20 protein-coding genes are annotated in these 25,030 nt (G+C 68.4%); 12 read left to right on the top strand and 8 right to left on the bottom strand.

What is annotated here, in order from left to right; translation table 11 throughout:
- The first annotated feature begins 81 nt into the window (after positions 1-81).
- The 9 genes from G3W89_RS17060 (at position 82) to G3W89_RS17020 (ending at position 11,967) form a co-directional block, all read left to right on the top strand.
- Positions 82-954 (top strand): alpha/beta hydrolase, encoded by an 873-nt coding sequence (locus tag G3W89_RS17060; RefSeq protein WP_162575295.1) that lies wholly within the window; start codon positions 82-84, stop codon positions 952-954.
- A 150-nt stretch (positions 955-1,104) separates the two neighbouring features.
- Positions 1,105-2,346 carry an efflux RND transporter periplasmic adaptor subunit gene (locus tag G3W89_RS17055; RefSeq protein ID WP_162575294.1) on the top strand — a complete coding sequence of 414 codons (1,242 nt, stop codon included), beginning with the start codon at positions 1,105-1,107 and terminating at the stop codon, positions 2,344-2,346.
- A 39-nt stretch (positions 2,347-2,385) separates the two neighbouring features.
- Positions 2,386-5,682 carry an efflux RND transporter permease subunit gene (locus G3W89_RS17050; RefSeq protein ID WP_162575293.1) on the top strand — a complete coding sequence of 1,099 codons (3,297 nt, stop codon included), beginning with the start codon at positions 2,386-2,388 and terminating at the stop codon, positions 5,680-5,682.
- Positions 5,683-5,713: 31 nt separating this feature from the next.
- Positions 5,714-7,204 (top strand): efflux transporter outer membrane subunit, encoded by a 1,491-nt coding sequence (locus tag G3W89_RS17045; protein WP_162575292.1) that lies wholly within the window; start codon positions 5,714-5,716, stop codon positions 7,202-7,204.
- Between the two features lie 48 nt (positions 7,205-7,252).
- Positions 7,253-8,722: a cobyric acid synthase gene (locus tag G3W89_RS17040; protein ID WP_232076590.1), complete on the top strand. Its 1,470-nt coding sequence runs from the start codon at positions 7,253-7,255 to the stop codon at positions 8,720-8,722.
- Positions 8,719-9,768 (top strand): nicotinate-nucleotide--dimethylbenzimidazole phosphoribosyltransferase, encoded by a 1,050-nt coding sequence (cobT, locus tag G3W89_RS17035; RefSeq protein WP_162575291.1) that lies wholly within the window; start codon positions 8,719-8,721, stop codon positions 9,766-9,768. Before G3W89_RS17040 ends, cobT begins: the two co-directional genes overlap by 4 nt.
- 109 nt (positions 9,769-9,877) lie before the next feature.
- Positions 9,878-10,675 (top strand): adenosylcobinamide-GDP ribazoletransferase, encoded by a 798-nt coding sequence (locus tag G3W89_RS17030; protein ID WP_162577518.1) that lies wholly within the window; start codon positions 9,878-9,880, stop codon positions 10,673-10,675.
- Complete coding sequence (locus tag G3W89_RS17025; protein WP_162575290.1) at positions 10,672-11,220, top strand: histidine phosphatase family protein; 549 nt, start codon at positions 10,672-10,674, stop codon at positions 11,218-11,220. The genes G3W89_RS17030 and G3W89_RS17025 overlap by 4 nt, the downstream gene beginning before the upstream one ends.
- A gap of 156 nt (positions 11,221-11,376) precedes the next feature.
- On the top strand, positions 11,377-11,967 hold the full coding sequence (locus G3W89_RS17020) for a cytochrome b (RefSeq protein WP_232076588.1): 591 nt from the start codon (positions 11,377-11,379) through the stop codon (positions 11,965-11,967).
- 43 nt (positions 11,968-12,010) lie between these two features.
- Here the strand turns inward: G3W89_RS17020 and nth are convergent, their stop codons facing one another.
- The gene (nth, locus tag G3W89_RS17015; RefSeq protein WP_162575289.1) at positions 12,011-12,649 is read right to left on the bottom strand and encodes an endonuclease III; all 639 of its coding nucleotides are present in this window, start codon (positions 12,647-12,649) and stop codon (positions 12,011-12,013) included.
- An 85-nt stretch (positions 12,650-12,734) separates the two neighbouring features.
- On the opposite strand from nth, the gene G3W89_RS17010 reads away from it, so the two are divergent.
- A complete protein-coding gene (locus G3W89_RS17010; RefSeq protein WP_162575288.1) occupies positions 12,735-13,922 on the top strand; it encodes an aminotransferase-like domain-containing protein in 1,188 nt (395 codons plus the stop codon).
- A 10-nt stretch (positions 13,923-13,932) separates the two neighbouring features.
- On the opposite strand, the gene G3W89_RS17005 is transcribed toward G3W89_RS17010, so the two are convergent.
- The 6 genes from G3W89_RS17005 to mfd form a co-directional block, all read right to left on the bottom strand.
- Positions 13,933-14,997: an Ldh family oxidoreductase gene (locus G3W89_RS17005; RefSeq protein WP_162575287.1), complete on the bottom strand. Its 1,065-nt coding sequence runs from the start codon at positions 14,995-14,997 to the stop codon at positions 13,933-13,935.
- 5 nt (positions 14,998-15,002) lie between these two features.
- Complete coding sequence (locus G3W89_RS17000; RefSeq protein ID WP_162575286.1) at positions 15,003-16,505, bottom strand: tripartite tricarboxylate transporter permease; 1,503 nt, start codon at positions 16,503-16,505, stop codon at positions 15,003-15,005.
- Positions 16,506-16,515: 10 nt separating this feature from the next.
- A complete protein-coding gene (locus G3W89_RS16995; RefSeq protein WP_162575285.1) occupies positions 16,516-16,983 on the bottom strand; it encodes a tripartite tricarboxylate transporter TctB family protein in 468 nt (155 codons plus the stop codon).
- A 3-nt stretch (positions 16,984-16,986) separates the two neighbouring features.
- Positions 16,987-17,958: a tripartite tricarboxylate transporter substrate binding protein gene (locus tag G3W89_RS16990; protein WP_162575284.1), complete on the bottom strand. Its 972-nt coding sequence runs from the start codon at positions 17,956-17,958 to the stop codon at positions 16,987-16,989.
- Positions 17,959-18,081: 123 nt separating this feature from the next.
- Positions 18,082-18,798, bottom strand: coding sequence for a phosphoserine phosphatase SerB (gene serB, locus G3W89_RS16985; RefSeq protein ID WP_162575283.1), 717 nt, complete (start codon positions 18,796-18,798; stop codon positions 18,082-18,084).
- Positions 18,795-22,274, bottom strand: coding sequence for a transcription-repair coupling factor (gene mfd, locus G3W89_RS16980; RefSeq protein WP_162575282.1), 3,480 nt, complete (start codon positions 22,272-22,274; stop codon positions 18,795-18,797). Before mfd ends, serB begins: the two co-directional genes overlap by 4 nt.
- A gap of 101 nt (positions 22,275-22,375) precedes the next feature.
- Between mfd and ispD the strand changes: the two genes are divergently transcribed.
- Positions 22,376-23,080 (top strand): 2-C-methyl-D-erythritol 4-phosphate cytidylyltransferase, encoded by a 705-nt coding sequence (ispD, locus tag G3W89_RS16975; RefSeq protein WP_162575281.1) that lies wholly within the window; start codon positions 22,376-22,378, stop codon positions 23,078-23,080.
- A gap of 19 nt (positions 23,081-23,099) precedes the next feature.
- Positions 23,100-23,582, top strand: coding sequence for a 2-C-methyl-D-erythritol 2,4-cyclodiphosphate synthase (ispF, locus tag G3W89_RS16970; RefSeq protein ID WP_162575280.1), 483 nt, complete (start codon positions 23,100-23,102; stop codon positions 23,580-23,582).
- A gap of 9 nt (positions 23,583-23,591) precedes the next feature.
- Here ispF and G3W89_RS16965 read toward each other — a convergent pair whose 3' ends face one another.
- Positions 23,592-24,995, bottom strand: a complete 1,404-nt coding sequence (locus G3W89_RS16965; protein ID WP_162577516.1) for a sensor histidine kinase — start codon at positions 24,993-24,995, stop codon at positions 23,592-23,594.
- Positions 24,996-25,030: the final 35 nt, after the last annotated feature.

The following is a 25,030-nucleotide window of genomic DNA, read 5'->3' as shown; positions in this document are numbered from 1 at the left end:
AGAGTGAGGGTGACGAACCTGTTGTGGCAAGCCATGAGGCCCTTAATATTCAACCCATCGTTCACCCACTGAGGTCGTGCCATGTCATCCCGCCCCATCCCGCGTCCTGCTGAAGCCTCCCCGGCCCCGGCGGTCGCTGTTGTGCCGGGCACGGAGGTCGACATCAGCGTGCCGCTGCCGCAGCGCGAGCCGGTCCAGGCCCGCCTGTATGGCCAACGGCCCAAAGGGGGGGCGGTCCCCCTGGTGCTGCATTTCCATGGCGGTACCTTCGTCTGCGGCGACCTGGACCGGGGGCGCAACGTTTCGCGGCTGCTGGCTGCAGCTGGGTCGGTGGTGCTGTCGCTGGCCTATCCGCTGAAGCCATTTCCCGAACCCATCGAAGTGGGCTTCGCCGCGTTGGAGTGGCTCTACAAGCAGCGCGTCAAGCTGGCCGGCAAGGGTGCCCGCGTGTACCTGGCCGGTGAGGAAGCGGGTGGCAACCTGGCAGCTGCCGTGGCACTGATGGCCCGCGACCGCGCCCACCCGCCGCTGGCCGGCCAGATCCTGCTGTCGCCGATGCTGGACCCGTGTGCGGGCACGCTGTCGCTGCGCCAGGCTTCCGCCGACGATGCGCGCTGCCGCTGGGCATCGGGTTGGCAGGAATACCTGAGCTGCCCGATGAACGCGACGCACCCCTATGCGGTGCCCGGTGCGTCGCTCAGGCTGACCGAACTGGCCCCTGCCCTGGTGCTGGTGGGCGAAGACGACGCGATGCGCGACGAGGCCCTGAGCTTCGCGCAGCGGCTGCAGGCAGCGGGCATTCCGGTGACGAAGGCGGTGCTGCCTTCGGCCGCGAAGTGTCCCGACGAGTTGTATGACCCCGCTTTCGGGAATTGCGCGTGCACGGAGACAGTGGGTGGGCATTTGCGCGCATTTTTCGCTTCAACGGTGCCGCCGGTGCCCCCCCCGGCGTAGGCGCCAGCCGGTTTCGCCGGTCAACCTTTTTTTCTGAATCTCACTCGGTCCGCCGGCTTGTCCGGTGGTGCCGGATCTCGCCTTCCTGCTGTTCACGGACAGCGGGCTGGCCGGTTGTTTTCCAAAGTCATCTCAACGAGGAGCTCCATCATGCAAACCAACAACAAGCCGTCGACTGCCCGCCGCCTTTGGCCCGCCGTGACCGGCGTCACCGCACTGGTTGCGATCGTCTCGGCGGTCCTGCTCGGCGTGCCCAGCTTCAAGGCCGAGGCCAACGATGCGCCTGCGATCGCTGCGCCGCGCGCCACGCCGGTGTCGGTGGCCGTCGTGGCGCCGACCGAAATCAACACGTGGGACGAGTTCTCCGGCCGGCTCGAAGCGGTCGAGCGCGTCGACGTGCGCTCGCGTGTCGCCGGCGCGGTGCTGGCGGCGCACTTCCGCGAAGGCTCGCTGGTGAAGCAGGGCGATCTGCTGGTCACCATCGATCCCGCGCCTTTTGCGGCCGAGGTCGAGCGTGCCGAAGCGCAGGTCGCCTCGGCCCAGGCCCGCGCGGCCTTCTCGCGAAGCGAGCAGGAACGTGCGCGCCGCCTGTGGGACGACAAGGCCATTGCCCAGCGCGAGCTGGACGAGCGCATCAATGCCGGCCGCGAGGCCGATGCCAACCTGCGCGCCGCGCAGGCGCAGCTGCAGAGCGCACGCCTGAACCTGGGCTACACGCAGGTGAGGGCGCCGGTGTCCGGCCGCATCGGCAGGTTGGAGGTGACCGTAGGCAACCTGGTTGCCGCTGGTCCCGGCGCGCCCGTGCTCACGACGCTGGTGTCGGTCAGCCCGATCTACGCGAGCTTCGATGCCGACGAGCAGGTGGTGGTCAAGGCGTTGAAGGACCTGCCGCCCGGCGCCGGCGCGCGCGGCAAGCTCGACGGCATCCCGGTGCAGATGGGCACCGCCGGCCTCGAGGGCACGCCTTACGAGGGCCGCCTGCAGCTGATCGACAACCAGGTCGATGCCAGGAGCGGAACGGTGCGCGTGCGCGCCGCCTTCGACAACAAGGACGGCACGCTGATCCCCGGCCAGTTCGCCCGCATCCGCATGGGCCAGGCCCGCAACGACGCGGCGCTGCTGGTGAGCGAGCGCGCCGTCGGCACCGACCAGAACAAGAAGTTCGTGATGGTCGTGGGCGAGGACAACAAGGCCGAATGGCGCGAAGTGACTTTGGGCGCGTCGGTCAACGGCCTTCGCGTGGTGACCAAGGGCCTGAAGGCCGGCGAGCGCGTGGTCGTCAACGGCCTGCAACACATCCGTCCGGGCGCCCTGGTAGCGCCGCAGACGGTGACCATGGAGGCCAAGACCGATGCGCAGAACGAGCGCGTGGCCAGCGCCGCCAAGTCCTGAGTGCCTGAATAAAGCGGCATCCCCGAGGGAAACAACATCATGAATCTATCGAAGTTCTTCATCGATCGGCCGATCTTCGCCGGCGTGCTCTCGCTGCTGATGCTGATCGCCGGCCTGATCGCCCTGCGCAGCCTGCCGATCTCCGAATACCCCGAGGTCGCGCCGCCCTCCGTGGTGGTGCGTGCCCAGTATCCGGGTGCCAATCCGAAGGTGATCGCCGAGACGGTGGCCACGCCGATCGAGGAGCAGATCAACGGGGTCGAAGGCATGCTCTACATGGGCAGCCAGGCGACCACGGACGGCGTGATGACGCTGACCGTCACTTTCAAGCTGGGCACCGACCCCGACAAGGCGCAGCAGCTGGTGCAGAACCGCGTCTCGCAGGCCGAGCCGCGCCTGCCCGAGGAAGTGCGGCGCCTGGGCGTGACCACGGTCAAGAGCGCGCCCGACCTCACGATGGTGGTGCACCTGGTCTCGCCCAACGACCGCTATGACATGACCTACCTGCGCAACTACGCGGTGCTCAACGTCAAGGACCGGCTGGCGCGCATCGAGGGCGTGGGGCAGGTGCAGATCTTCGGCGGCGGCGACTATTCGATGCGCATCTGGCTCGACCCGCAGAAGGTTGCGCAGCGGGGCCTCTCGCCCAGCGACGTGGTGACGGCGATCCGCGGCCAGAACGTGCAGGCGGCGGCCGGCGTGGTCGGCGCCTCGCCGGGCCTGCCGGGCGTGGACATGCAGCTGTCCGTCAACGCTCAGGGGCGGCTGCAGAGCGAAGAGGAGTTCGGCGACATCATCGTCAAGACCGGCGCCGACGGGGCCGTGACCCGGCTGCGCGACATCGGCCGCATCGAGCTCGGCTCGGCCGACTATTCGTTGCGCTCGCTGCTCAACAACGACAACGCGGTCGGCATCGGCGTGTTCCAGGCGCCGAACTCCAACGCGCTCGACATTTCGGCCAATGTCCGCAAGACGATGGACGAGATCAACAAGAACATGCCCGAAGGCGTGGAGTACCGCATCGCCTACGACCCGACGCAGTTCGTGCGCGCCTCCATCGAGTCGGTGGTGCACACGCTGCTGGAGGCCATCCTGCTGGTGGTGCTGGTCGTGATCCTGTTCCTGCAGACCTGGCGTGCCTCCATCATCCCGCTGCTGGCGGTGCCGATATCGGTGATCGGCACCTTCGCGGTACTCCATGTGCTGGGCTTCTCGATCAACGCGTTGTCGCTCTTCGGCCTGGTGCTGGCGATCGGCATCGTGGTGGACGATGCCATCGTGGTGGTCGAGAACGTGGAGCGCAACATCGAGGCGGGGCTCACGCCGCGCGAGGCCACCTACCGCGCGATGCGCGAGGTCTCGGGGCCGATCATCGCGATCGCGCTGGTACTGGTGGCGGTGTTCGTGCCGCTCGCTTTCATCAGCGGCCTGACGGGCCAGTTCTACCGGCAGTTCGCCGTGACGATCGCGATCTCGACGGTGATTTCGGCGATCAACTCGCTGACGCTTTCGCCCGCGCTGGCGGCGCTGCTCCTCAAGGGCCATGACGAGCCGAAGGACGCACTCACGCGCGGCATGGATCGCGCGCTCGGCTGGCTGTTCCGCGGTTTCAACAGGTTCTTCCACCGCGGCGCCGAGGCCTACAGCGGCGGCGTCAAGGGCGTGATCTCGCGCAAGACAGTGATGCTGGTGATCTACCTGGCACTGGTCGGCGTGACTTTCGGCCTCTTCAAGGCGGTGCCCAGCGGCTTCGTGCCGGCGCAGGACAAGCAATACCTGATCGGCTTCGCGCAACTGCCCGACGGCGCCACGCTGAACCGCACGGAAGAGGTGATCCAGCGAATGGGCGAGATCACCAGGAAGAACCCGAATGTCGAGGACGCGATCGCCTTCCCGGGCCTGTCGATCAACGGATTCACCAACAGCTCGAACTCCGGCATCGTGTTCGCGACGCTCAAGCCCTTTGCCGAGCGCCAGCGCGCCGACCAGAGCGGCGGCGCCGTCGCGGGCCAGCTCAACCAGCAGTTCGCCGGCATCCAGGACGCCTTCATCGTGATGTTCCCGCCGCCTCCGGTGGCGGGCCTGGGCACCACGGGCGGCTTCAAGCTGCAGCTGGAGGACCGCGGCTCGGTGGGCTACGAGCAGATGGATGCCGCGGTGCAGGCCTTCATGGGCAAGGCGCGTCAGGCGCCCGAGCTGACCGGCATGTTCACCAGCTGGCAGGTCAACGTGCCGCAGCTCTATGCCGACATCGACCGGACCAAGGCGCGCCAGCTCGGCGTGCCGGTGCAGGACATCTTCGACACCATGCAGATCTACCTCGGCAGCCTGTATGCGAACGACTTCAACAAGTTCGGCCGCACCTACACCGTGCGCGTGCAGGCGGATGCGCCGTACCGCGCACGTGCCGAGGACGTCGGCTTGCTCAAGGTGCGCTCGAACACGGGAGAGATGGTGCCGCTGTCGGCGCTGATGAAGGTCAATTCGAGCTTCGGCCCCGAGCGCGCGATGCGCTACAACGGCTACCTCTCGGCTGACGTCAACGGCGCGCCCGCGCCCGGCTTCTCCTCGGGCCAGGCGCAGGACGCGATCGAGCGCATCGCGGCCGAGACCCTGCCCAAGGGCGTGAGCTACGAGTGGACGGAACTGACCTACCAGGAGATCCTCGCCGGCAACTCCGCGGTGCTGGTGTTCCCGCTGGCGATCCTGCTGGTGTTCCTGGTACTGGCCGCGCAGTACGAGAGCCTGACCCTGCCGCTGTCGATCATCCTGATCGTGCCGATGGGGTTGCTGGCGGCCATGACCGGCGTGTGGCTGTCCGGCGGCGACAACAACGTCTTCACGCAGATCGGGCTGATCGTGCTGGTGGGGCTGAGTGCGAAGAACGCGATCCTGATCGTCGAGTTCGCACGCGAGCTCGAGTTCGCCGGGCGAACGCCGATCCAGGCCGCGATCGAAGCCAGCCGGCTGCGCCTGCGCCCCATCCTGATGACCTCGCTGGCCTTCGTCATGGGTGTGCTGCCGCTGGTGCTGGCGACCGGTGCCGGCGCCGAGATGCGCTCGGCCATGGGCGTGGCAGTGTTCGCGGGAATGATCGGCGTGACGGCCTTCGGCCTGTTCCTGACGCCGGTGTTCTATGTGACGCTGCGCAGGCTCACGGGCAACCGGCCGCTCAAGCTGCATGGCGAGGTGCCGCACCTGGCCGGCGACGACGGCTTCGTGTCGGCCGACCATCCTGCGGCGCCCCATGTTGCTTCCCACGACAGCGGTCCCGGTGCGGGCGGAGGCGCAGGCCTGCGCCCGATGCCCGCCGCGCCCCTGAACACGCACGACTGATGGCGCAAGCCTCATTGCAAGAAAGCGGATCATGAAATTCGATCGAAGCACTTTCACCCGGCCCTGGCGCGCAGCGCTGGTGCCGCTCATGGCGGCCCTGGTGCTGGCCGGCTGCGCCACCGCGACCCCGGAAGCCCCGAGCTTCCAGGCGCCCGCCCAGTTCAAGGAGCAGGCCGCGGCGCCGGCCGAAGGCCAATGGACCCGTGCCACGCCCGCCGAGGCGCAGCCGCGCGGCGAGTGGTGGCGCGCTTTCAACGACCCGGTGCTCGATGCGCTGGTCGCCCGCGCCGATGCCGCGAACAACAGCATCCAGGTTGCCGCGGCACGCTTGGCCGAGGCCCGCGCGCTGGCGCGCAGCACCGATGCCGACCGCTCGCCCCAGATCGGCCTCGGCGCGGGTGCGAGCCGGCAGCGGGGCCTCGATCGCAACCAGAGCACCACGCCCGCCACGCTGATCAACGCGGGCCTCGACTTCTCCTACGAGCTCGACCTCTTCGGCCGGCTCTCGAAGGCCAGCGATGCGGCCCGGCTCGATGCCGAATCGCGTGCCGGCCTGCTGCAGAGCACGCGCCTGCTGGTGCAGGCGGAAACTGCGCAGACCTACCTGGCGCTGCGCGCGCTCGACGACGAGCGCCAGCTGGTGCGCGAGACCGTCGAGGCCTATCGCGACACGCTGCGATTGACGCAGCAGCGCCACCGTGCCGGCGACATCGCCGAGCTCGACGTCGCACGCGTCGAGACCGAGATGGCCTCCACGGAGTCCGAGGCGCTGACGCTGGACCGGCGCCGCGCCGAGCTCGAACATGCGCTTGCGGTGCTGACCGGCGAGACCGCCTCCAGCTTCGAGATGAAGCCCGACAGCTGGGCCACCGCCTTGCCCGCCATTCCCGCGGGCGTGCCGGCCACCGTGCTCACGCGCCGGCCCGATGTCTCGGCCGCGCAGAAGGGCGTGCTGGCCGCGCAGGCGCGTGTCGGCGTTGCCCAGACGGCATGGTTCCCCAACATCGCGCTGACCGGCGGTGGCGGCTACGCCTCTTCGGAGATCGGCGACCTGTTCAAGTGGTCCGCGCGGTCATGGGGCATCGGCGCGTTGCTGTCGCTGCCGCTCTTCGATGGCGGCCGGCGAGAGGCCGGTGTGCAGAGCGCCAGTGCCCAACTGGACGGCGCGCTCGCGAGCTACCGCGAACAGGTGCTCACGGCCTTCAGGGACGTCGAAGACCAGCTTTCTTCGCTGCGCATCCTCGGGGCGCAGTCGGAGGTGCAGGCCAAGGCGGTCGCCTCGGCAAGCCGCGCCACGCAGCTGTCCGACGCGCGCTATCGCAACGGCTACATCAGCCAGCTCGATCTTCTCGATGCGCGCCGCAGCGAGCTGCGCAACCGGCGCCAGGCACTGCAGGTGCGGTCCGCGCAATACCAGTCGACCGTCGGCCTGATTCGCGCGCTCGGCGGCGACTGGGGTGGTCAGGCCACGGCCGATGCCGCGCCTTCGGCGGGTGCCGGCGCGCAGGTGGCGGCGCGCTGAGCCTGCGCGGCGCTTCGGTTCGAAGGGCGGCACGGCGACAATCCGTGCATGAATCAAGAGCCAGGGCGGGAAAAGGCCCGATGCGTCATGGTGCTGGGCACCACCAGCGGAGCCGGCAAGAGCTGGCTGGCCACTGCCCTGTGCCGCTGGTACGCGCGCAATGGCTTGAAGGTGGCGCCCTTCAAGGCCCAGAACATGAGCAACAACGCGCGCGTCGTGGCGGGCGGCGAGATCGGCAGCGCGCAGTATTTCCAGGCGCTTGCAGCCGGCGCCGCGCCCGATGTGCGCATGAACCCCTTGCTGCTCAAGCCCGAGCGGGACACGCACAGCCAGGTGATCCTGATGGGGCAGGTGAGCGCCGAGCTCTCGGCCCTGCCGTGGCGCGGCCGCAGCGAGCACGTGTGGCCGCAACTGGCCCGCGCGCTCGACGAACTGCGGGCCGAGCACGACCTCGTGGTGATCGAAGGTGCGGGTTCCCCGGCCGAGATCAACCTGATGGACAGCGACATCGTCAACCTGCGGGTCGCGCGGCATGCGCAGGCGCGCTGCCTGCTGGTGACCGACATCGACCGCGGCGGCGCCTTTGCGCACCTCTACGGCACCTGGGCCCTGATGCCGGAGGCGGACCGCGCGCGGCTGGCCGGCTTCGTGCTCAACAAGTTTCGCGGCGATGCTTCGCTGCTCGCACCCGCGCCCGAGCGCCTGCAGGCGCTGACCGGCGTGCCGACGCTTGCGACCTTGCCGATGTGGTGGCAGCACGGGCTGCCCGAGGAGGACGGCGTCTTCGACGAGCGCAGCACGGCCGCCGGCGAGGTCCGGCTGACCGTGGCCGTGATCGCCTGTCCGCGCATCAGCAACCTCGATGAATTCCAGCCGCTCAAGAACGTGGCGGGCGTGCGGCTGCGCTGGGTGCGCAGCCCGGCCGAGCTGGCCGGGGCCGACTGGATCGTGCTTCCCGGCTCCAAGAACACCAGCGGCGACCTGGCCTGGCTGCGCGCGCAAGGGCTGGATCGCGCCGTCGCGGACCATGCGGCACGCGGCGGCGCGGTGCTCGGCATCTGCGGTGGGCTGCAGATGCTGGGCGAGGCCTTGATCGATCCGCATGGGGTGGACGGCAACGGCCCCGGGCTGGGCCTGCTGCCCTTGGTCACCGTGTTCGAGGAAGACAAGACCGTGCGCCTGCGGAAGGCGCGCTTCGGCGCGCTGGATGGGCCCTGGGCCGCGTTGTCGAACGTGACGATGCGCGGCTACGAGATCCATCACGGCCGCACCGCGCCGCACCCCGCCATGGCCGCGGCCGGCGATCGCGCCAAGCCCGTGATGGCCGATGACCTGGCTTGGCAGAACGCGCGGGGCAATGTGCTGGGCCTGTACCTGCATGGCCTTTTCGAAGACCCTGCCGTGCTTCAGGCACTCTTCGGCGCGCAGGCGCGCACCCTCGAGGCCGTGTTCGACGGCCTCGCCGACCACATCGATTCCCACTTTGAAGCGGGCGCCCTGCGCTCCTTGATCGAATGACGCTTGAACTTCCCTCCGTCGAATCCATCGACGACGCCGCGCACTCAGGGCGGGTGCAGTACCTGCTGGACCACAAGACCAAACCGCTGGGCGCGCTGGGCAGGCTCGAAGCCCTCGCATTGCGGCTGGCGCTGATCCTGGGCAGCGAGGCGCCTGCCTTCACGGCGCCGCAGATGCTGGTGTGCGCCGGCGACCATGGTCTTGCTGCGCGCGGCGTCTCGGCGTATCCGAGCGACGTGACCTGGCAGATGGTCGAGAACTTTCTCGCCGGCGGCGCGGCCGTCAGCGTGCTGGCGCGGCAGCATGGGCTGGCGCTCACGGTGGTCGACTGCGGCGTGCGGCATGACTTCGCGGCGCGCCCGGGTTTGCGGGTGCGCAAGATCGCTCCGGGAACCGCGGATGCCTCGGTGGGGCTGGCCATGAGCCCCGCCCAATGCCAGGAGGCCATCTCAAACGGCATGGCACTGGTGCGCGAGTTGCCGGGTAACGCGCTGCTGCTGGGCGAGATGGGCATCGGCAATAGCTCGGCGGCCTCGCTGCTGCTGGCGCGGCTGGCAGGGCTGGATATCGATCTCTGCACCGGCAGCGGCACCGGCATTGACGCGGCCGGGCTCGCGCGCAAGCGCGGACTGCTGCGCGAGGTGCTGGCCTTGCATGCCGATGCAGGTGGGCCGCTTGCCGCGCTCGCGGCCTTTGGCGGCTTCGAGATCGCCACCTTGGTCGGTGCGGTGCTGCAGGCGGCCGAGGAGCGGCGAGTGATCGTGGTCGACGGCTTCATCGCCAGCGCGGCGGTGCTGGTGGCGAAGTGCTTGCGACCGCACGTGGTGCAGCGTTGTGTCGCGGCGCACGAATCGGCCGAGCCGGGTCACCGGCTGCTGCTCGAAGCGCTGGGACTCGAGCCCGTGCTGAAGCTGGACCTGCGCCTGGGCGAGGGCTCGGGTGCGGCGCTGGCGTGGCCGTTGCTCGAATCGGCCTGCCGCATCGTGCGCGAAATGGCGAGCTTCGAATCGGCTGGCGTGTCGCAGGCGCAGGCGCGGCCGGTATGAGCGAGAACGGAGTTGCTCAAGCAACTGCACGCCGTGCGCCAGGATGTCGAGGATGAAGACCACGGCGACGATAGGATGAAGCCATGAAGGCCATCCAGCTCTTTGCATGATGCACGGCGTGCGTCATTTCCTGCTGGCGCTTCAGTTCTTCACGCGTGTGCCGGTGACAGGGCGGCTGGCGGCCTGGGTGGGCTTCAGTCCCGCGATGCTCCGAGCGAGTGCAGCGCATTTTCCGGGAGTGGGTTGGCTCGTCGGCGCGGTGGGGGCGGGCGTGTTCGTGCTCGCGCAAGCTGGTTTGCCCGGCGTTGCCGGCGCAATGGCGGCTGCGTTGCTGTCGACGATCGCAACCGTGCTGCTGACCGGCGCCTTCCACGAGGACGGACTTGCCGACGTGGCCGATGGCCTGGGCGGTTCGGCGGAGCGCACGCGTGCGCTGGAGATCATGAAGGACTCGCGCATCGGGGCCTTCGGCGCACTCGCGCTGGTGCTGGCGCTGGGCCTGAAGATCGCGCTGGTGGCCGTGCTGGCGGGGCAGGGCGCGATGGCCGCCGCCACGGCGTTGATGGGCGCGCATGTCCTGTCGCGGCTGGCACCGCTGTTCCTCATCCGGTGGCTGCCCTATGTCGGCGACGAGGGTGCCGCGAGCAAGTCCAAGCCGCTGGCCGATGCGATCGGCGGCGGCGCCTTGCTGGTGGGCGTGCTGTATGCGCTGCCGGCCGTCCTGCTGCTGCTGTTCACGCAGCCGCTCTTCCAGGCCGTGGCTGCCCTGGTCGCGTGCGTGCTTGCTGCTTCGTACATGGCCTGGCTGCTCGCGCGCCGACTGCAGGGCTTCACCGGCGACGGGCTGGGTGCCACCCAGCAGCTGTGCGAGCTGGCGATCTACCTGGCCCTCGCCTGGCAGTCATGAAGCTGGGTCTCGTGCGCCACGCCGAAACCACGGCCGCGGCCGGCTCCTGCTACGGCCGAACCGACGTGGGCGTGCGTGCGGAGGCTACACGCGCCATTGCCGAACGCATCGCGCCGTCGCTGCCTGCAGGGATCGAGCTCGTCAGCTCGCCCTTGCAGCGCTGCGCGCTGCTGGCACAGGCCATCGCCGCGCTGCGGCCGGAGCTGCCGCTGCGCTTCGACCCGCGCATCGCCGAGATGGATTTCGGCGCCTGGGAAGGCTGCGACTGGCGCAGCATCGAGCGCGCCGAGTTCGATGCCTGGACTGGCGCTTTCGCCGACACGCGCCCCGGCGGCCACGGCGAAAGCACGCGCGAGTTCATGGCGCGCGTGGGCGAAGCCTTCGAGGAGTGGCGCACTGCCGGGCGCGATGCGCTGTGGATCAGCCATGCCGGTGTGATCCGCGCCGTGTGGCTGCTGCAGGGTGGCGTGCGTTGTGCGGAGCGTGCCGACCAATGGCCTTCGCAGCCGATCGCGTTCGGTGAGTGGGTGGTGGTCGAGGGTTGAAAATGCGCGATGGCTGGCACCCGAGTCCCGGTGCATCGTGCCGATGCCAGCGTTGCTGGTTGTTGCTGCCAAGGGCCTGACCATCGATGCACTTGACGCACATCAAATTCCACCGAGCATCGAAGGGTCATGCTTTCAATTGAAACGGAGATGGCCATGAAGGCGCAAACGAATCCCATGAATCAGCAGCCCGCTCCCCGCTATGACAGCCTCAGCCAGGTTTTCCATTGGGGCACGGCAGTCATCGTTACCGTCGCGTTCATCCTCGGCCCGGGTGGCTTCGGCCGCCTGATGCGCCAAGGTGTCGACCCGGCGACTCGAAGCGACATCGTATGGCACGAGTCCCTCGGGGTGCTCGTGCTGGTGCTGACCGTGCTGCGTCTGGTCTGGATTGCCCTGCGGCCGGCCAAGCCGCAGTTCCCGATGGCTGCGTGGATGCACCGGTCCGCCAGGCTGATGCACGTCGTGCTGTGGGTGCTGCTCCTTGCGTTGCCCGTCACAGCGTTCCTCGCCCTGGGAAGCGAAGGCCATCCCCTGACGCTGCTGGGCGGCGTACGTCTCGACCGCGTGCCCCTCATCGCCGAATCGCGTGTCGCCGGACTCGCCGACTGGGGCGAAGTGCATCAATTCCTGGGCGATTCCATCATGTGGCTGTCTGGCCTCCATGCCGTTGCAGCCATTTTTCATCAAGTGGTGCTCAAGGACGGCGTGCTGTCGGCGATGTTGCCCAAAGGGAAGCTTCGCTGAAAGACTCACGCTCTTCGGCGTATCGCCTGGGGAGGCCGGCAGCTCAGGGCGGCGGCGTCTTCGGCTTGTAGTCGCACCAGGGCGCCACCGCGCACTTCCAGCACATCGGCTTGCGCGCCACGCAGACGTAGCGGCCGTGCAGGATCAGCCAGTGGTGCGCGTGCAGCCGGTAGGCCGCCGGCACGCGCTTCTCGAGCTTGAGTTCGACCTCCAGCGGCGTCTTGCCGGGTGCCAGGCCGGTACGGTTGCTGACGCGGAAGATGTGCGTGTCCACCGCCATGGTGGCCTCGCCGAAGGCCACGTTGAGCACCACGTTGGCGGTCTTGCGCCCCACGCCAGGCAAGGCCTCGAGCTCGGCGCGGGTGCGCGGCACCGCGCCGCCGTGGCGCTCGATCAGCATGCGGCAGGCCTCCATCAGGTGCTTCGCCTTGCTGCGGTACAGGCCGATGGTCTTGATGTAGCTCTCGAGGCCTTCGATCCCCAGGTCCAGGATGGCCTGCGGCGTGTTCGCGACCGGGAACAGCTTGCGCGTTGCCTTGTTCACGCCGACGTCAGTGGCTTGCGCGGAGAGCAGCACGGCGGCCAGAAGCTCGAAGGGGGTGCTGTATTCCAGCTCGGTCTCGGGCTCGGGGTTGGCGGCTTGAAGAGTGGCGAAGAAGGGCTCGATGGCTTCTTTTTTCATCGTGGGCGGCAGTGTATGCATGTTGTGGCGGCCCGCACCGAACTTGCGACAATGGCAGCCCTTCCGTCATTCGCAGCAGGTTCCCATGCAATTCGCCACCCGCCTCGACAACGTCGAAACCTCCGCCATCCGCGAACTCTTCAAGCTGCTGGGCAAGCCCGGCATCATCAGCTTCGCGGGCGGCTTCCCCGACAGCGCGATGTTCGACGTCGAGGGCCTGAAGGAGGCGAGCGCAAAGGCGCTGGCGGAGGAGCCCGGCGGGGCCCTGCAGTACGGCGCCACTGAGGGCTACGACCCGCTGCGCGCGCAGCTCTCGGCCTTCATGAAGGGCAAGGGCGTGGAGGTCGCGCCCGACGGGCTCATCGTGACCACTGGCAGCCAGCAGGCACTGGACCTGCTGGGCAAGACCCTCATCTCGCCCGGCGACAAGGTGATCGTCGAGGGCCCGACCTTCCTCGCGACCATCCAGTGCTTCCGGCTCTACGGCGCGCAGCTGATCAGCGCGCCCATCGACGCCGAGGGCGTGCAGGTCGACCGGCTGGAGCAACTGGTCGCCGAACACAAGCCCAAGTTCGTCTACCTGATTCCCACCTTCGGCAATCCGAGCGGCGCGATGCTGAGCCTGGAGCGCCGCCGGAAGGTGCTGGAGCTGGCGGTCAAGCACGGCACGGTGATCGTGGAGGACGATCCCTATGGCGACCTCTATTTCGGAAAGGCGCCGCCGCCCTCGCTCATGTCGCTCACGAAGGAGGTCCCGGGCAGCCGCGAACTGGTCGTGCATTGCGGCAGCCTGAGCAAGGTGCTGAGCCCGGGCCTGCGTATCGGCTGGATGATCGCCCCGCCCGAGCTGCTGGCCAAGGCGACGATGTGCAAGCAGTTCAGCGACGCCCACACCAGCACCTTCGCGCAGGCCACGGCCGCGCAGTACCTCAAGAGCGGGCGCATGCCCGACACGCTGGCGAATGTGCGCAAGGTCTACGCGGAGCGCGCGGCTGCGATGGGCGCGGCGCTGAAGCGCGAGCTCGGCGACGCGATCTCCTTCACGCAGCCGGGCGGCGGTTTGTTCTTCTGGGCACGGCTCACAGGCGCGGGCGGCAAGCTGGCGGATGCCAATGTGCTCGCCCAGCGCGCGATCGAGAAGGGCGTGGCCTTTGTGCCCGGCGCTCCTTTCTTCGCGGAGAAGCCCGATCTGGCAACGCTGCGGCTGAGCTTCGCCACGGCCAACGTCGAGAAGATCGAGGAAGGCATCGCGCGCCTGGGCGCCGCGCTTTGAGCCTGCGCTTTCAGCGCAGCGCGTCGGCCAGCTTCAGGCCGTAGCGCTGCTCGGCGGCTTGCAGCGACGGCGCGATCGAGGGCGCCAGCCGCACGCCTTCGGCAAGCTGCTCGGCGCGCCCCTGCAGTCCGCGCTCGCCCGGCAGCCGGACCGGCCTGGCGGCGTCCGCGGGCGGGTTCGTGCGGCATTGCGTCGCCACGTGGTCCATCTGGCGCAGGAAGGCGGCCTTGCCGCCGAAGGCGTGCAGGTCGTGCAGCGTGAGGTACACCGTCGCGCCCCAGCCCTCGGGCGGATCGGCGCGGCCGTGGCCGGCCAGTCCGCCGGTGAGGGATTCGACCAGCAGCGCCAGGCCGTAGCCCTTGTGCCCGTGGGTCTGCCCGCCCACCGGCAGCAGGGTGCCGGGGGGCTGTTCGAAGAGCACCGCCGGGTCTTTCGAGGGCCGGCCTCTGGCATCGATCAGCACCTCGTGCTCGAAGGTCTCGCCGGCCTGCCGCTTGCGGTTGCTCATGCCGTTGGTGGTGATGGAGGCCGAGATGTCCACCATCACGCCGCCGTCGGCGATCGGGAAGCCCAGGGCGAGCGGGTTGGGCGTGAACACCGCCTGCGTGCCGCCGAAGGGCGCGACGCTCGCGGTGTTGGGGTCGGAGCAGGCCAGCACCAGCAGCATGTCTTCTTCAAGCGCGCGCAGCAGGTAGGCGGCGAGGCAGGCGATGTGATGGCTTCGGCGGATGACCAGGGACGCGGTGCCCAGTTCGCGTGCGCGCGGCAGCAGCAAGTCCAGGCCTTGATGAACCAGCCAGGGGCCGGGCAGGCGCTGACCGTCCCACAGCACGGCAGCCGGCCGGTCGGAGATCACGATCGGCATGCCGTCGCGTTTCATCGCGCCCGCCTCCAGCTCCTTCACATAGCCGGCCAGGAGTGCAAGGCCATGCGTGTCGTGGCCCAGCAGGTCTCCCTGGACCAGCGTGTCGGCCACGGTGCGCGCCATCGCTTCGGCCAGTCCTGCACGTTGCAGGAGTTGCGCCGCATAGTGGACGAGGGCGGATGCGTCGTAGCGGGAGGACGTGCTGTTCATGTGCTTCAGTGTGCCCCGACGGGCTGCAGCCGTCGATGCCGCCGACGCCAACCCAGGGCGGCCGAGCCGAACCAGATGCCGAGCGTGGTCAGTGCGAGACCGGCGGCGATGGGCCGCTCGACAAAAGCGAGCCAACTGCCGTCCGACTTGATCATCGAGGTGATGAAGTTCTCCTCCAGCATCTTGCCCAGCAGCATGCCGAGAATGGCGGGAGCGACCGGGAATCCGTTTTCCTCCAGCAGCCAGGCCGCCACGCCGAAGCCCAGCAGGATCCAGAGATCGAAGAGTGCGTTGTTGATGGCGAAGGCGCCCACCAGGCAGAACACCAGGATGATCGGCATCAGCACGTTGCGCGGCATGCGCAGGATGCTTGCAGAGGCCTTGATGCAGGCCCAGCCCAGCGGCAGCATCAGCAGGTTGGCGAGGATGAAGACGATGAACACCGCGTAGACGTTCTGCGGATTGTTCATGAAGATCATGGGGCCCGGATTCATGTTCTTCATGTAGAGCACGCCGATCACGATGGCGGTGATCGAGTCGCCCGGGATGCCGAACACCAGCGCCGGCACCCACGCGCCGGCCAGCGCGCTGTTGTTGGCGGCGCCGGCCTCGACCAGCCCTTCCGGGTGGCCGGTGCCGAACTTCTGTGGCTCCTTGGATAGCTTCTTGCTCGTCGCATAGGACATCCAGGCGGCGATGTCGGCGCCCGCGCCGGGCAGGATGCCGACCGCCGTGCCCAGCACACTGCCGCGCAGGGTCTGCACCGGGTACTTGCGCATGAGGCCGCCCATGCCTGAAAAGACCGAGCCGATCTGCTTCTTGAAGCGCGCGAGTTCCTCGGCCGTGACGGTGAAGCGCAGGATCTCGGAGATGGCGAACATGCCGATCATCGCGGGGATCAGCGTCAGCCCGCCCAGGAGATCCGTGTTGCCGAAGGTGAAGCGCGGATGGCCGGCCGGGTTCTCGAGCCCCACGCAGCCCATCAGCAAGCCCAGGAACAACGTGATGAGGCCCTTGAGCGGCGTGTCGCTGGTGATGAAGACCGCGCAGGTCAGGCCCAGCAGCACCAGCCAGAAATATTCGAAGGAGCTGAATTTGATCGCTACCTCGGCAAGCGCCGGGGCCGCCACGATCAGCACCGCGGTGCCGAACAGGCCGCCGATGCAGGAGAACACGAGGCCGATGCCCAACGCCATCTCGCCTTGGCCATTGCGCGTCATCGCGTAGGACTCGTCGGTGTAGGCCGCGGAAGCCGGCGTGCCCGGAATGCGCAGCAGAGCACCGGGGATGTCGCCCGCGAAGATCGCCATCGCGGTGGCCGTCACGATGGCGGCAACCGCGGGCACCGGCGGCAGGAAGAAGGTGATGGGTACGAGCAGGGCTGTCGCCATGGTGGCCGTGAGTCCGGGCACTGCGCCGACGAACATGCCGAAGATGCCCGAGAGGAGCATCACGATCAGCACGGTCGGCGTGGCGACCGTCTGCAGGGCGAGGAGGATCGAATCCATCAGTGCCCCCTCACCACGCGAAGCGCTGCAGCACGCCCCAGGGCAGCGGCACCTTGAGCAGCTTGTAGAAGCACGTGTGAATCACCAGCGTGGCGAGCACCGCGACGGCGAGTGCAAGCGGCAGGCGCACGCCGCAGGCCCATTGCAGCAGCGTCAGCACCAGCAGGCTGCACAGCAGGAAACCGAGTCGGTCGGCCAGCAGGATGTAGAACACCATGCTCGCGATGACCGTTGCGAAGGCCGCGAGGCGCCGCGGCGAGCGCATGCCATCGCCGAGTACGAGCAACGGCTGGCCACTGCGCAGCCCCTGCCACGTCAGCGCGAGCGAGCACAGCGCGAGGCCCGCCGCGGCGAGCCCCGGGAACAGCGCCGGCCCGAAGTCCTGGCCCGCCGCGGGCGGAAAACTCTGGACATGCCAGAGCACCGCCAGCGAAAGCAGCAACAGCACGCCGCCGATCAGGCTGTCATGGATGCGCATCGCTTACTTGGCGATACCGACGGCCTTCATCGCCACTGCGAAGCCCGCGTCCTTCTCCGCCATGAACTTGCCGAAGTCGGCCCGGTCGGCATAGAGCGCGCCGAAACCACGCGACGCCAGGAAATCCTGGTAGGCCTTGCCATCGAAGATCTTCTTGAGCGTGGTGGCGAGCTGATCGGTCTGCTCCTTCGGCAGCCCCTTGGGCGCCGCGATGCCGCGCCAGGCGCCGGCGTTCCACATCTTGCCCGTGGCGTCGGTGTACAGCGGTACCTTGGGGAAGATGCCATCGGGCTTGGAGGCCAGCAGCAGCAACGGCCGCACCTTGCCGGCATCGATCAGCGAACGCGCCTCCGGCAGCGAGCAGGACACCACGTCCACGCCGCCGGCCATCAGGTCCTGCAGGCCCGGCGCGGCGCCCTGGCTCGGCACCCAGCCGATCGCGTTGCCGGGCAGCTTGTTGTCGACCAGCCATTGCGCAAGGCCGAGATGCCAGATGCCGCCCTGGCCGGTGCCGCTGGCCTTGAGCTTGCCGGGGTTGGCCTTGGCCGCGTCCAGCAGCTCCTTGGCGTTCTTGATCGGCGAATCCTCGCGCACGAAGATCGCGTTGGCGTCGAAGTTCATCAGCGCGAGCGGCGTGTAGTCGGTGCCCGAGAGCTGCGTGAGGCCTGCGTGGCGCATCATGCCGATCTCGACCGTGAGGATGCCCAGGGTGTAGCCATCCGGCGCAGCGGAGGCGATGGCCTGGTGCCCGACGACGCCGCTTCCGCCCGTGCGGTTGACCACGTTGATGGGCTGCTTGAGCTCCTTTTCGAGCTCGGCCGCGATGATGCGGGCCACTGCATCGGTACCGCCCCCGGCGCCCCACGGCACGATCAGGGTGACCGGGCGCTCGGGGTACGCCGCGTGGGCGAGCCCGGGAAGGACCAGGGCGGTGGCGGCGGCACCGAGTGCGGCCAGGGTTTGGCGGCGCTTCATATCGTCTCCTTCGTTGTTGCCCAGGCATTCAAGCATCCAGGGCACCGCACGCGAAACTGAAGATAACCCTAGGACAGCGCCGGCCCCTTTTGCCGTAGGAAGAAACCGGTTTCGCCCGGCGCGTCAGCGCACGAGCTCGAGCAGCCGGTCGAGGCCGCCGTGGTCAATGGCGACCATGGCCTCCTGGCGCACCTTGGGCTTGGCGTGGTAGGCCACCGACAGCCCTGCCTCGCCCATCATCGGCAAGTCGTTGGCGCCGTCGCCGACCGCGATGCATTCGGCCGGCGAGATGCCGAGCAGCGAGGCGACTTCCAGCAGGGTGCGGCGCTTTTCCGCGCCGTCGCAGATGTCGCCCCAGGACTGCACCACCACGCGGCCGGTCAGCTTGCCGTCCGCCTCGTCGAGCAGGTTGGAGCGCGCGAAGTCGATGCCCAGCCGCTCCTTGACGCGATTGGCGAAGAAGGTGAAGCCGCCCGAGACCAGCAGCACTTTCAGGCCGGCCGCCTTGCAGGCGGCCACCAGCATCTCGGCGCCCGGGTTGAGGCGCAGGCGCTGGTCGTAGACCTCCTGCAGGGCCGAGACCGGCACGCCCTGCAGCAGCGCCACGCGGCGCCGCAAGCTTTCCTTGAAGTCCTTGATCTCGCCGCGCATCGTGGCTTCGGTGATGGCGGCGACCTCGGCCTTCTTGCCGACTGCGTCGGCGATCTCGTCGATGCATTCGATGTTGATCAGCGTCGAGTCCATGTCGAAGGCGATCAGCTTGAAATCGGCAAGCGCGAGCGGCGGCGAGAAGCGCCGGACGGCGAGGCCGGGAGAGATATCTCGAAGAGCGTTGGTCATGCCGGCGTGGCTTCCGCTGTCTTGGGTTGTCCGAGGCTGCGCAGCACGTCCCGCACCATTTGCGCCCGCTCCTTCGGCTCCTTGAGCTCGCGCTCGATGCGCAGCTTCTCGTTGCCGGCCAGCTTGATGTGCTTGTTCTTCTGGATGAGATGGATGATGGCCATCGAATCGACCGGCGGGTCCTTCTTGAAGGTGATGTGGATCGCACCCGGCGCGGCGTCGACCTTGACCACGCCGTAGGGCCGTGCCAGCACGCGCAGCCGGTGCATGTCGATCAGCGTCTGGGCCTGCGGCGGGAGCTTGCCGAAGCGGTCGACGATCTCCTCGAGCAGGGTGTCGATCTGGTCGGAGGTCTTCGCGGTTGCGAGCTTCTTGTAGAAGGACAGGCGCAGGTGCACGTCGCCGCAGTAGTCCTCGGGCAGCAGGGCGGGCGCGTGCAGGTTGATCTCGGTGGTGACGGACAGCGGCGACAGCAGGTCGGGCTCGTGGCCGGCCTTGAGCGAGCGCACGGCCTCGGCGAGCATCTCGTTGTAGAGCTGGAAGCCGATCTCCATCATGTTGCCGCTCTGGTTCTCGCCCAGCACCTCGCCGGCACCACGGATCTCGAGGTCGTGCATCGCGAGGTAGAAGCCGGAGCCGAGCTCCTCCATCTGCTGGATGGCGTCGAGGCGCTGCGCCGCCTGCTTGGTGAGGCCGTCGATGTCCGGGACCATCAGGTAGGCATAGGCCTGGTGGTGGCTGCGCCCGACGCGGCCGCGCAGCTGGTGCAGTTGCGCCAGGCCGAACTTGTCGGCGCGGCTCATGACGATGGTGTTGGCGCTCGGCACGTCGATGCCGGTCTCGATGATGGTCGAGCACAGCAGCAGGTTGTAGCGCTGGGCGACGAAGTCGCGCATCACGCGCTCCAGCTCGCGCTCGGGCATCTGGCCGTGGGCGACCGCGATGCGCGCCTCGGGCAGGATCTGCTCCAGCTTCTGGCGCCGGTTCTCGATGGTCTCGACCTCGTTGTGCAGGAAGTAGACCTGGCCTCCGCGCTTGAGCTCGCGCAGAACGGCTTCGCGGATGACGCCGGTGCCCTCGTTGCGCACGAAGGTCTTGATCGCCAGGCGGCGCTGCGGGGCGGTGGCGATCACGCTCAGGTCGCGCAGGCCTTCGAGCGCCATTCCCAGCGTTCGCGGAATCGGGGTGGCGGTGAGCGTGAGCACGTCCACCTCGGCGCGCAGGGCCTTCATGGCCTCCTTGTGCCGCACGCCGAAGCGGTGCTCCTCGTCGATGATGAGAAGGCCGAGATTCTTGAACTTCACGCTGCCGGAAAGCAGCTTGTGCGTGCCGACCACGATGTCCACGCTGCCGTCGGCCAGACCCTTGGCGGCGGCATTGATCTCCCTGGTCGAGCGGAAGCGGCTCATCTCGGCGACCTTGACGGGCCACTTGGCGAAGCGGTCCATCAGCGTCTGGTAGTGCTGCTCGGCAAGGAGGGTGGTGGGGGCAAGGAAGGCGACCTGTTTGCCCCCGGTGACGGCCACGAAGGCGGCCCGCAGGGCGACCTCGGTCTTGCCGAAGCCGACGTCGCCGCAGACGAGGCGATCCATCGGTTGCGGCGAGATCATGTCCTGGATCACGGCATGGATTGCGGCCTTCTGGTCGGCCGTCTCGTCGAAGCCGAAGTCGTTGGCGAAGACCTCGTAGTCCGCGGCCGAGAAGCGGAAGGCGTGCCCCTCGCGTGCGGCGCGCCGGGCGTAGATGTTGAGCAGCTCGGCGGCCGAGTCGCGCACCTGCTCGGCAGCCTTGCGCTTGGCCTTCTCCCACTGGCCCGAGCCGAGTTTGTGAAGGGGTGCCTCGTCGGCGCTGACGCCGGTGTAGCGGCTGATCAGGTGCAGCTGCGCGACCGGCACGTAGAGCGTGGCCTTGTCGGCGTACTCCAGGTGCAGCATTTCCTGCAGCATCGGCTTGCCTTCGGCATCGGTGCCCTGGCCCAGGTCCATGTGGATGAGGCCGCGGTAGCGCCCGATGCCATGCGCCGAATGCACGACCGGGTCGCCAACGGCCAGCTCGCTCAGATCTTTGATCAGCGCTTCGACGTCACTGACCTGTTCCTGCTTTCGGTTGCGCCGGCGCGTCGACGGCGCGGTGGCAAAGAGCTCGGTCTCGGTGATGAAGTCGATGCCCTGCGCGGTCCAGGCGAAGCCGGCCACCAGCGCGGCGGTGGCGATGCCGATCTTCTCGTCGGCCGAGGCTTCGAACTCGGCCAGCGAATCGAAGGCGGGCGGGCTGACGCCGCTGGCGCGCAGGAAGTCGAGCAGGCTCTCGCGGCGGCCGTCGCTTTCGGCGAGGAAGAGCACGCGGTGCGGGGTGGCGGCGATATGCGCCTTGAGCTTGACCAGCGGGTCGTCGGCGCCGCGAACGACGGCGAACGGAGGCAGCGGGTTGAACTCCACATACGGGGAGCCTTCGTCGCCGCCTCGAATCGCGAGCTGCGCATGCGGCTTCGCGCGCTGGTAGAACTGTTCCGCATTGAGGAACAGCGCTTCCGGTGGCAGCGCCGGCCGCTCCGGGTCGCCTTGCACCAACCGGTAGCGCTCGCCCGTGTCCTGCCAGAAGTGCTTGAACGCGGATTCGAGATCGCCATGCAGCACGACGGTCGTCTCTGCGCCGAGATAGTCGAACACCGTGGCCGTCTCCTCGAAGAAGAGCGGCAGGTAGTACTCGATGCCCGCAGTCGCGACGCCGTTGCCCATGTCCTTGTAGAGCCGGCTGCGCGTCGGATCGCCCTCCAGCAGCTCGCGCCAGCGGCTTCGGAAGCGTGCGCGGGCCTCGTCGTCCATCGGGAACTCGCGGCCGGGTAGCAGGCGCACCTCGGGCACGGGGTAGAGGCTGCGCTGGGTGTCGGGGTCGAAGGTGCGGATCGAATCGATCTCGTCGTCGAACAGGTCGACGCGGAAAGGCACCTGCGAGCCCATCGGAAACAGGTCGATCAGGCCGCCGCGCACTGCGTACTCGCCGGGGCTCACGACCTGCGTCACGTGGCTGTAGCCGGCCAGCGTGAGCTGCGCCTTGAGCCTGGACTCCTCGAGCTTCTGCCTGGCCTTGAAGTGGAAGGTGTAGCCCGCCAGGAAGGCGGGCGGCGCCAGCCGATAGAGGGCGGTGGTAGCCGGCACCAGCACTACGTCGGCTTCCTTCTGGCTGATGCGCCACAGCGTGGCGAGGCGCTCGCTGATCAGGTCCTGGTGCGGCGAGAAGCTGTCGTAGGGCAGCGTCTCCCAGTCGGGGAACAGGGCGCAGCGCAGCTCGGGCGCGAAGAAGGCGAGTTCGTCGATCAGCCGCTGTGCATCGTTGGCGTCGGCGGTGAAGATGGCGCTGGCGCGGCCGGCCGATTTCTCGCGTTCGGCCAGTTGCGCCAATAGCAGCGCATCGGCGGAGAGAGGTGGACGCGGCAGCGTGAAGCGTTTGCCTGCAGTGAGAGCGGGGAGGTCCATGAAATGCGAGGGAAATGCAGAACACCCCGCGCCGGCTGGCGAGGGGTGTGAGGGTCGAGGCGATTCTAGAATGGCTGCCCTTTCGCCGTTGGCCGGACCTCATGACCCCTTCCCGTCTTTTCGTCCTGATTCCCTGCGCGGGCTCCGGCAGCCGCGCCGGCGGCACGGGCCCCAAGCAGTACCAGCGCATCGCCGGCTGGCCGATGGTGCGCCACACGCTGGAAGCTTTCCGCGCCCTCACGGGCCGCTTCGCAGGGATCGCGCTGGTCGTGTCGCCCCAGGACCGCGAAGTGGGGGCCGCGCTGCCGCGCTTTCCTGCGGAGGGCGAATACCTGCTGCAGGTCGGTGGCGCGACGCGGGCGGCCACTGTGCGCAACGGCCTGCTGGCGCTCAGGCAGACCGCCGGCGCCGGTCCCCACGATTGGGTGCTGGTGCACGACGCGGCCCGCTGCCTGGTGACGCCGACGCAGATCGAGGCCCTGATTGCAGCCTGCGAGCACGATGCGGTGGGCGGTCTGCTGGCGCATCGCCTGCCGGATACCTTGAAGGTCGGCTCTCCCGAGGGCCGCGTCGCGAGCACGCTGACACGCGCCGACAAATGGCTCGCGCAGACGCCGCAGATGTTTCGCATCGGCATGCTGATCGATGCGCTGGAGCGCGCCGGCGATGCCGTGACGGACGAGGCCAGCGCGATCGAAGGCATCGGGCTCGCGCCCCTGCTGGTGCCGGGCAGCGCGCAGAATTTCAAGCTCACCTTCCCGGAGGACTTCGCGCTGGCCGAGGCGCTTCTGAAGAGCCGGAGATGACGCGCGTGGAGCCATCGAAATGACATTCGAAATCCGCATCGGCGAGGGCTGGGATGTGCACCAGCTGGTCGCCGGTCGCCAGCTGATCCTGGGCGGCATCGAGATTCCACATGCCACCGGCCTGCTCGGCCATTCCGACGCGGACGTGCTGCTGCACGCCATCACCGATGCCCTGCTGGGCGCCGCCGGGCTGGGCGATATCGGCCGTCATTTCCCCGATACCGATGTACGGTTCCGCGGCGCAGATTCGGCCGTGCTGCTGGCCGAGGCCGCGCGGCGCGTGCGCGCGGCAGGCTGGCAGATCGGCAATATCGACAGCACCGTGATCGCGCAGGCGCCCAAGCTCGCGCCGCATATCCCTGCCATGTGTGCACGCATCGCGGCCGCGCTCGAGGTGGAGCCCGATCAGGTCAACGTCAAGGCGAAGACAGCCGAGAAGCTGGGTCCGGTTGGCGAGGGCCGGGCGATGGAAGCGCGCGCGGTGGCGCTCCTGCACCGGTAAGAAGGGCGCTTATTTGCCCGCAGGCGAGGCCTCGGGCTTGATCGAGGCCGCGCGCGGCATGCGGATGTGCGCCGCGAGTCCGCGCCCCGGCGTGCTGGTGAGGGCAAAGGTGCCGCCCATGCGCTCGATGTTCTTCGTCACGATCGACAGGCCCAGGCCGGCGCCGGCCGCCGAGGTGCGTGCGACGTCGCCGCGGAAGAAGGGCTTGCTCAGCTGCGAGAGCAGGGCCGGCGCCACGCCGGCGCCGTGGTCGCGCACCTTGATGAGCACGGCGTCGTTGTGGGCCTGCGCCTGGATCGTGATGTCGGCAACGCCGGTTGCGGGCGTCTTGCCATAGCGCCGCGCGTTCTCGACCAGGTTGGAGATCACACGCTGCAGCTCGACCTCGTCGGCCATCACGCGCAGGTCGGAAGGCACGTCGACCTTGATCTTGATGTCCTCGTGGTCCTGCACGGCGTAGGTGCAGGCATCGATCACGTCGCGCAGCAGCACCGGCTTGAAGTCCACGTGGTCGGGCCGCGCGTAGTCGAGGAACTTGTCGATGATGGCGTCGAGCTGCGCGATATCGGCTGCCATGTGGTCGCGGGCGTCCTCGTCGGTCACGCTCATCTCGGTCTCGAGACGCAGCCGAGCCAGCGGCGTGCGCAGGTCGTGCGAGATCCCGGCCAGCATCACGGCGCGGTCCTGCTCGATCTTGGCGAGCTGGTCGGCCATGCGGTTGAAGCCGACGTTCACCGCGCGGATCTCGTTGGTACGGGCGCGCTCGTCAAGGCGGTGCGCCTCGTATTCGCCTTCTCGCACTTGCATGGTGGCACGCGACAACTGCTTGAGGGGCAGGTTGATCAGGCGCGTGATCAGCGCCGCGCCCGCCAGTGACAGGGCCATGGTCGTCGCCAGCCAGATCAGCCAGGTGCGGCCCCCGAATCGGGTGAAGCGCGTGGGGTCGAGCAGCAGCCAGTAGGCGTCGCTCTCGATCGTGAAACCGATCCAGAGGCCGGGCTCGTCGTTGACGCGGCTGGCCACGGTGGTGCCTTCGCCGAGGCGGTCGATCAGCTCCTCGGTGACGCGGGCGTCGAGCGCGCCGGTGGTGTAGGGCGTGAAACGGTCGTTGGGCTCGCGCGGCAGGATGCGAACGCCCTCCTGGTCGGCGAGGGTCTTGATCAGCGAGACGCGGGTGATCGCGTCGGAATAGACCAGCGCCGCGCGCGTGAGGTTGACCAGCGACGCAATCTGGTGCGCGGTCTGGATGGCGCGGGGCTCGTACTCGAGGGCGCGGAAGGTCTGCAACCAAGCCACGGTGCAGCCGACCAGCAGCAGCACCAGCAGGAAGAACGTTCGCCAGAACAGGCTCAGGCCCAGCTGCAGCCGCGGCTTGCGCCGGGGCTGGCCGAGGCCCTCCAGCGGGCTCGGCAAGGTGACCTGGGGGCCGTCTTCGCCTAAAGGGCTGG

The sequence above is a fragment of the Variovorax sp. PBL-H6 genome, assembly GCF_901827155.1.
GTDB lineage: Bacteria > Pseudomonadota > Gammaproteobacteria > Burkholderiales > Burkholderiaceae_C > Variovorax.
This window is presented reverse-complemented; position numbering and strand designations above follow the sequence as displayed.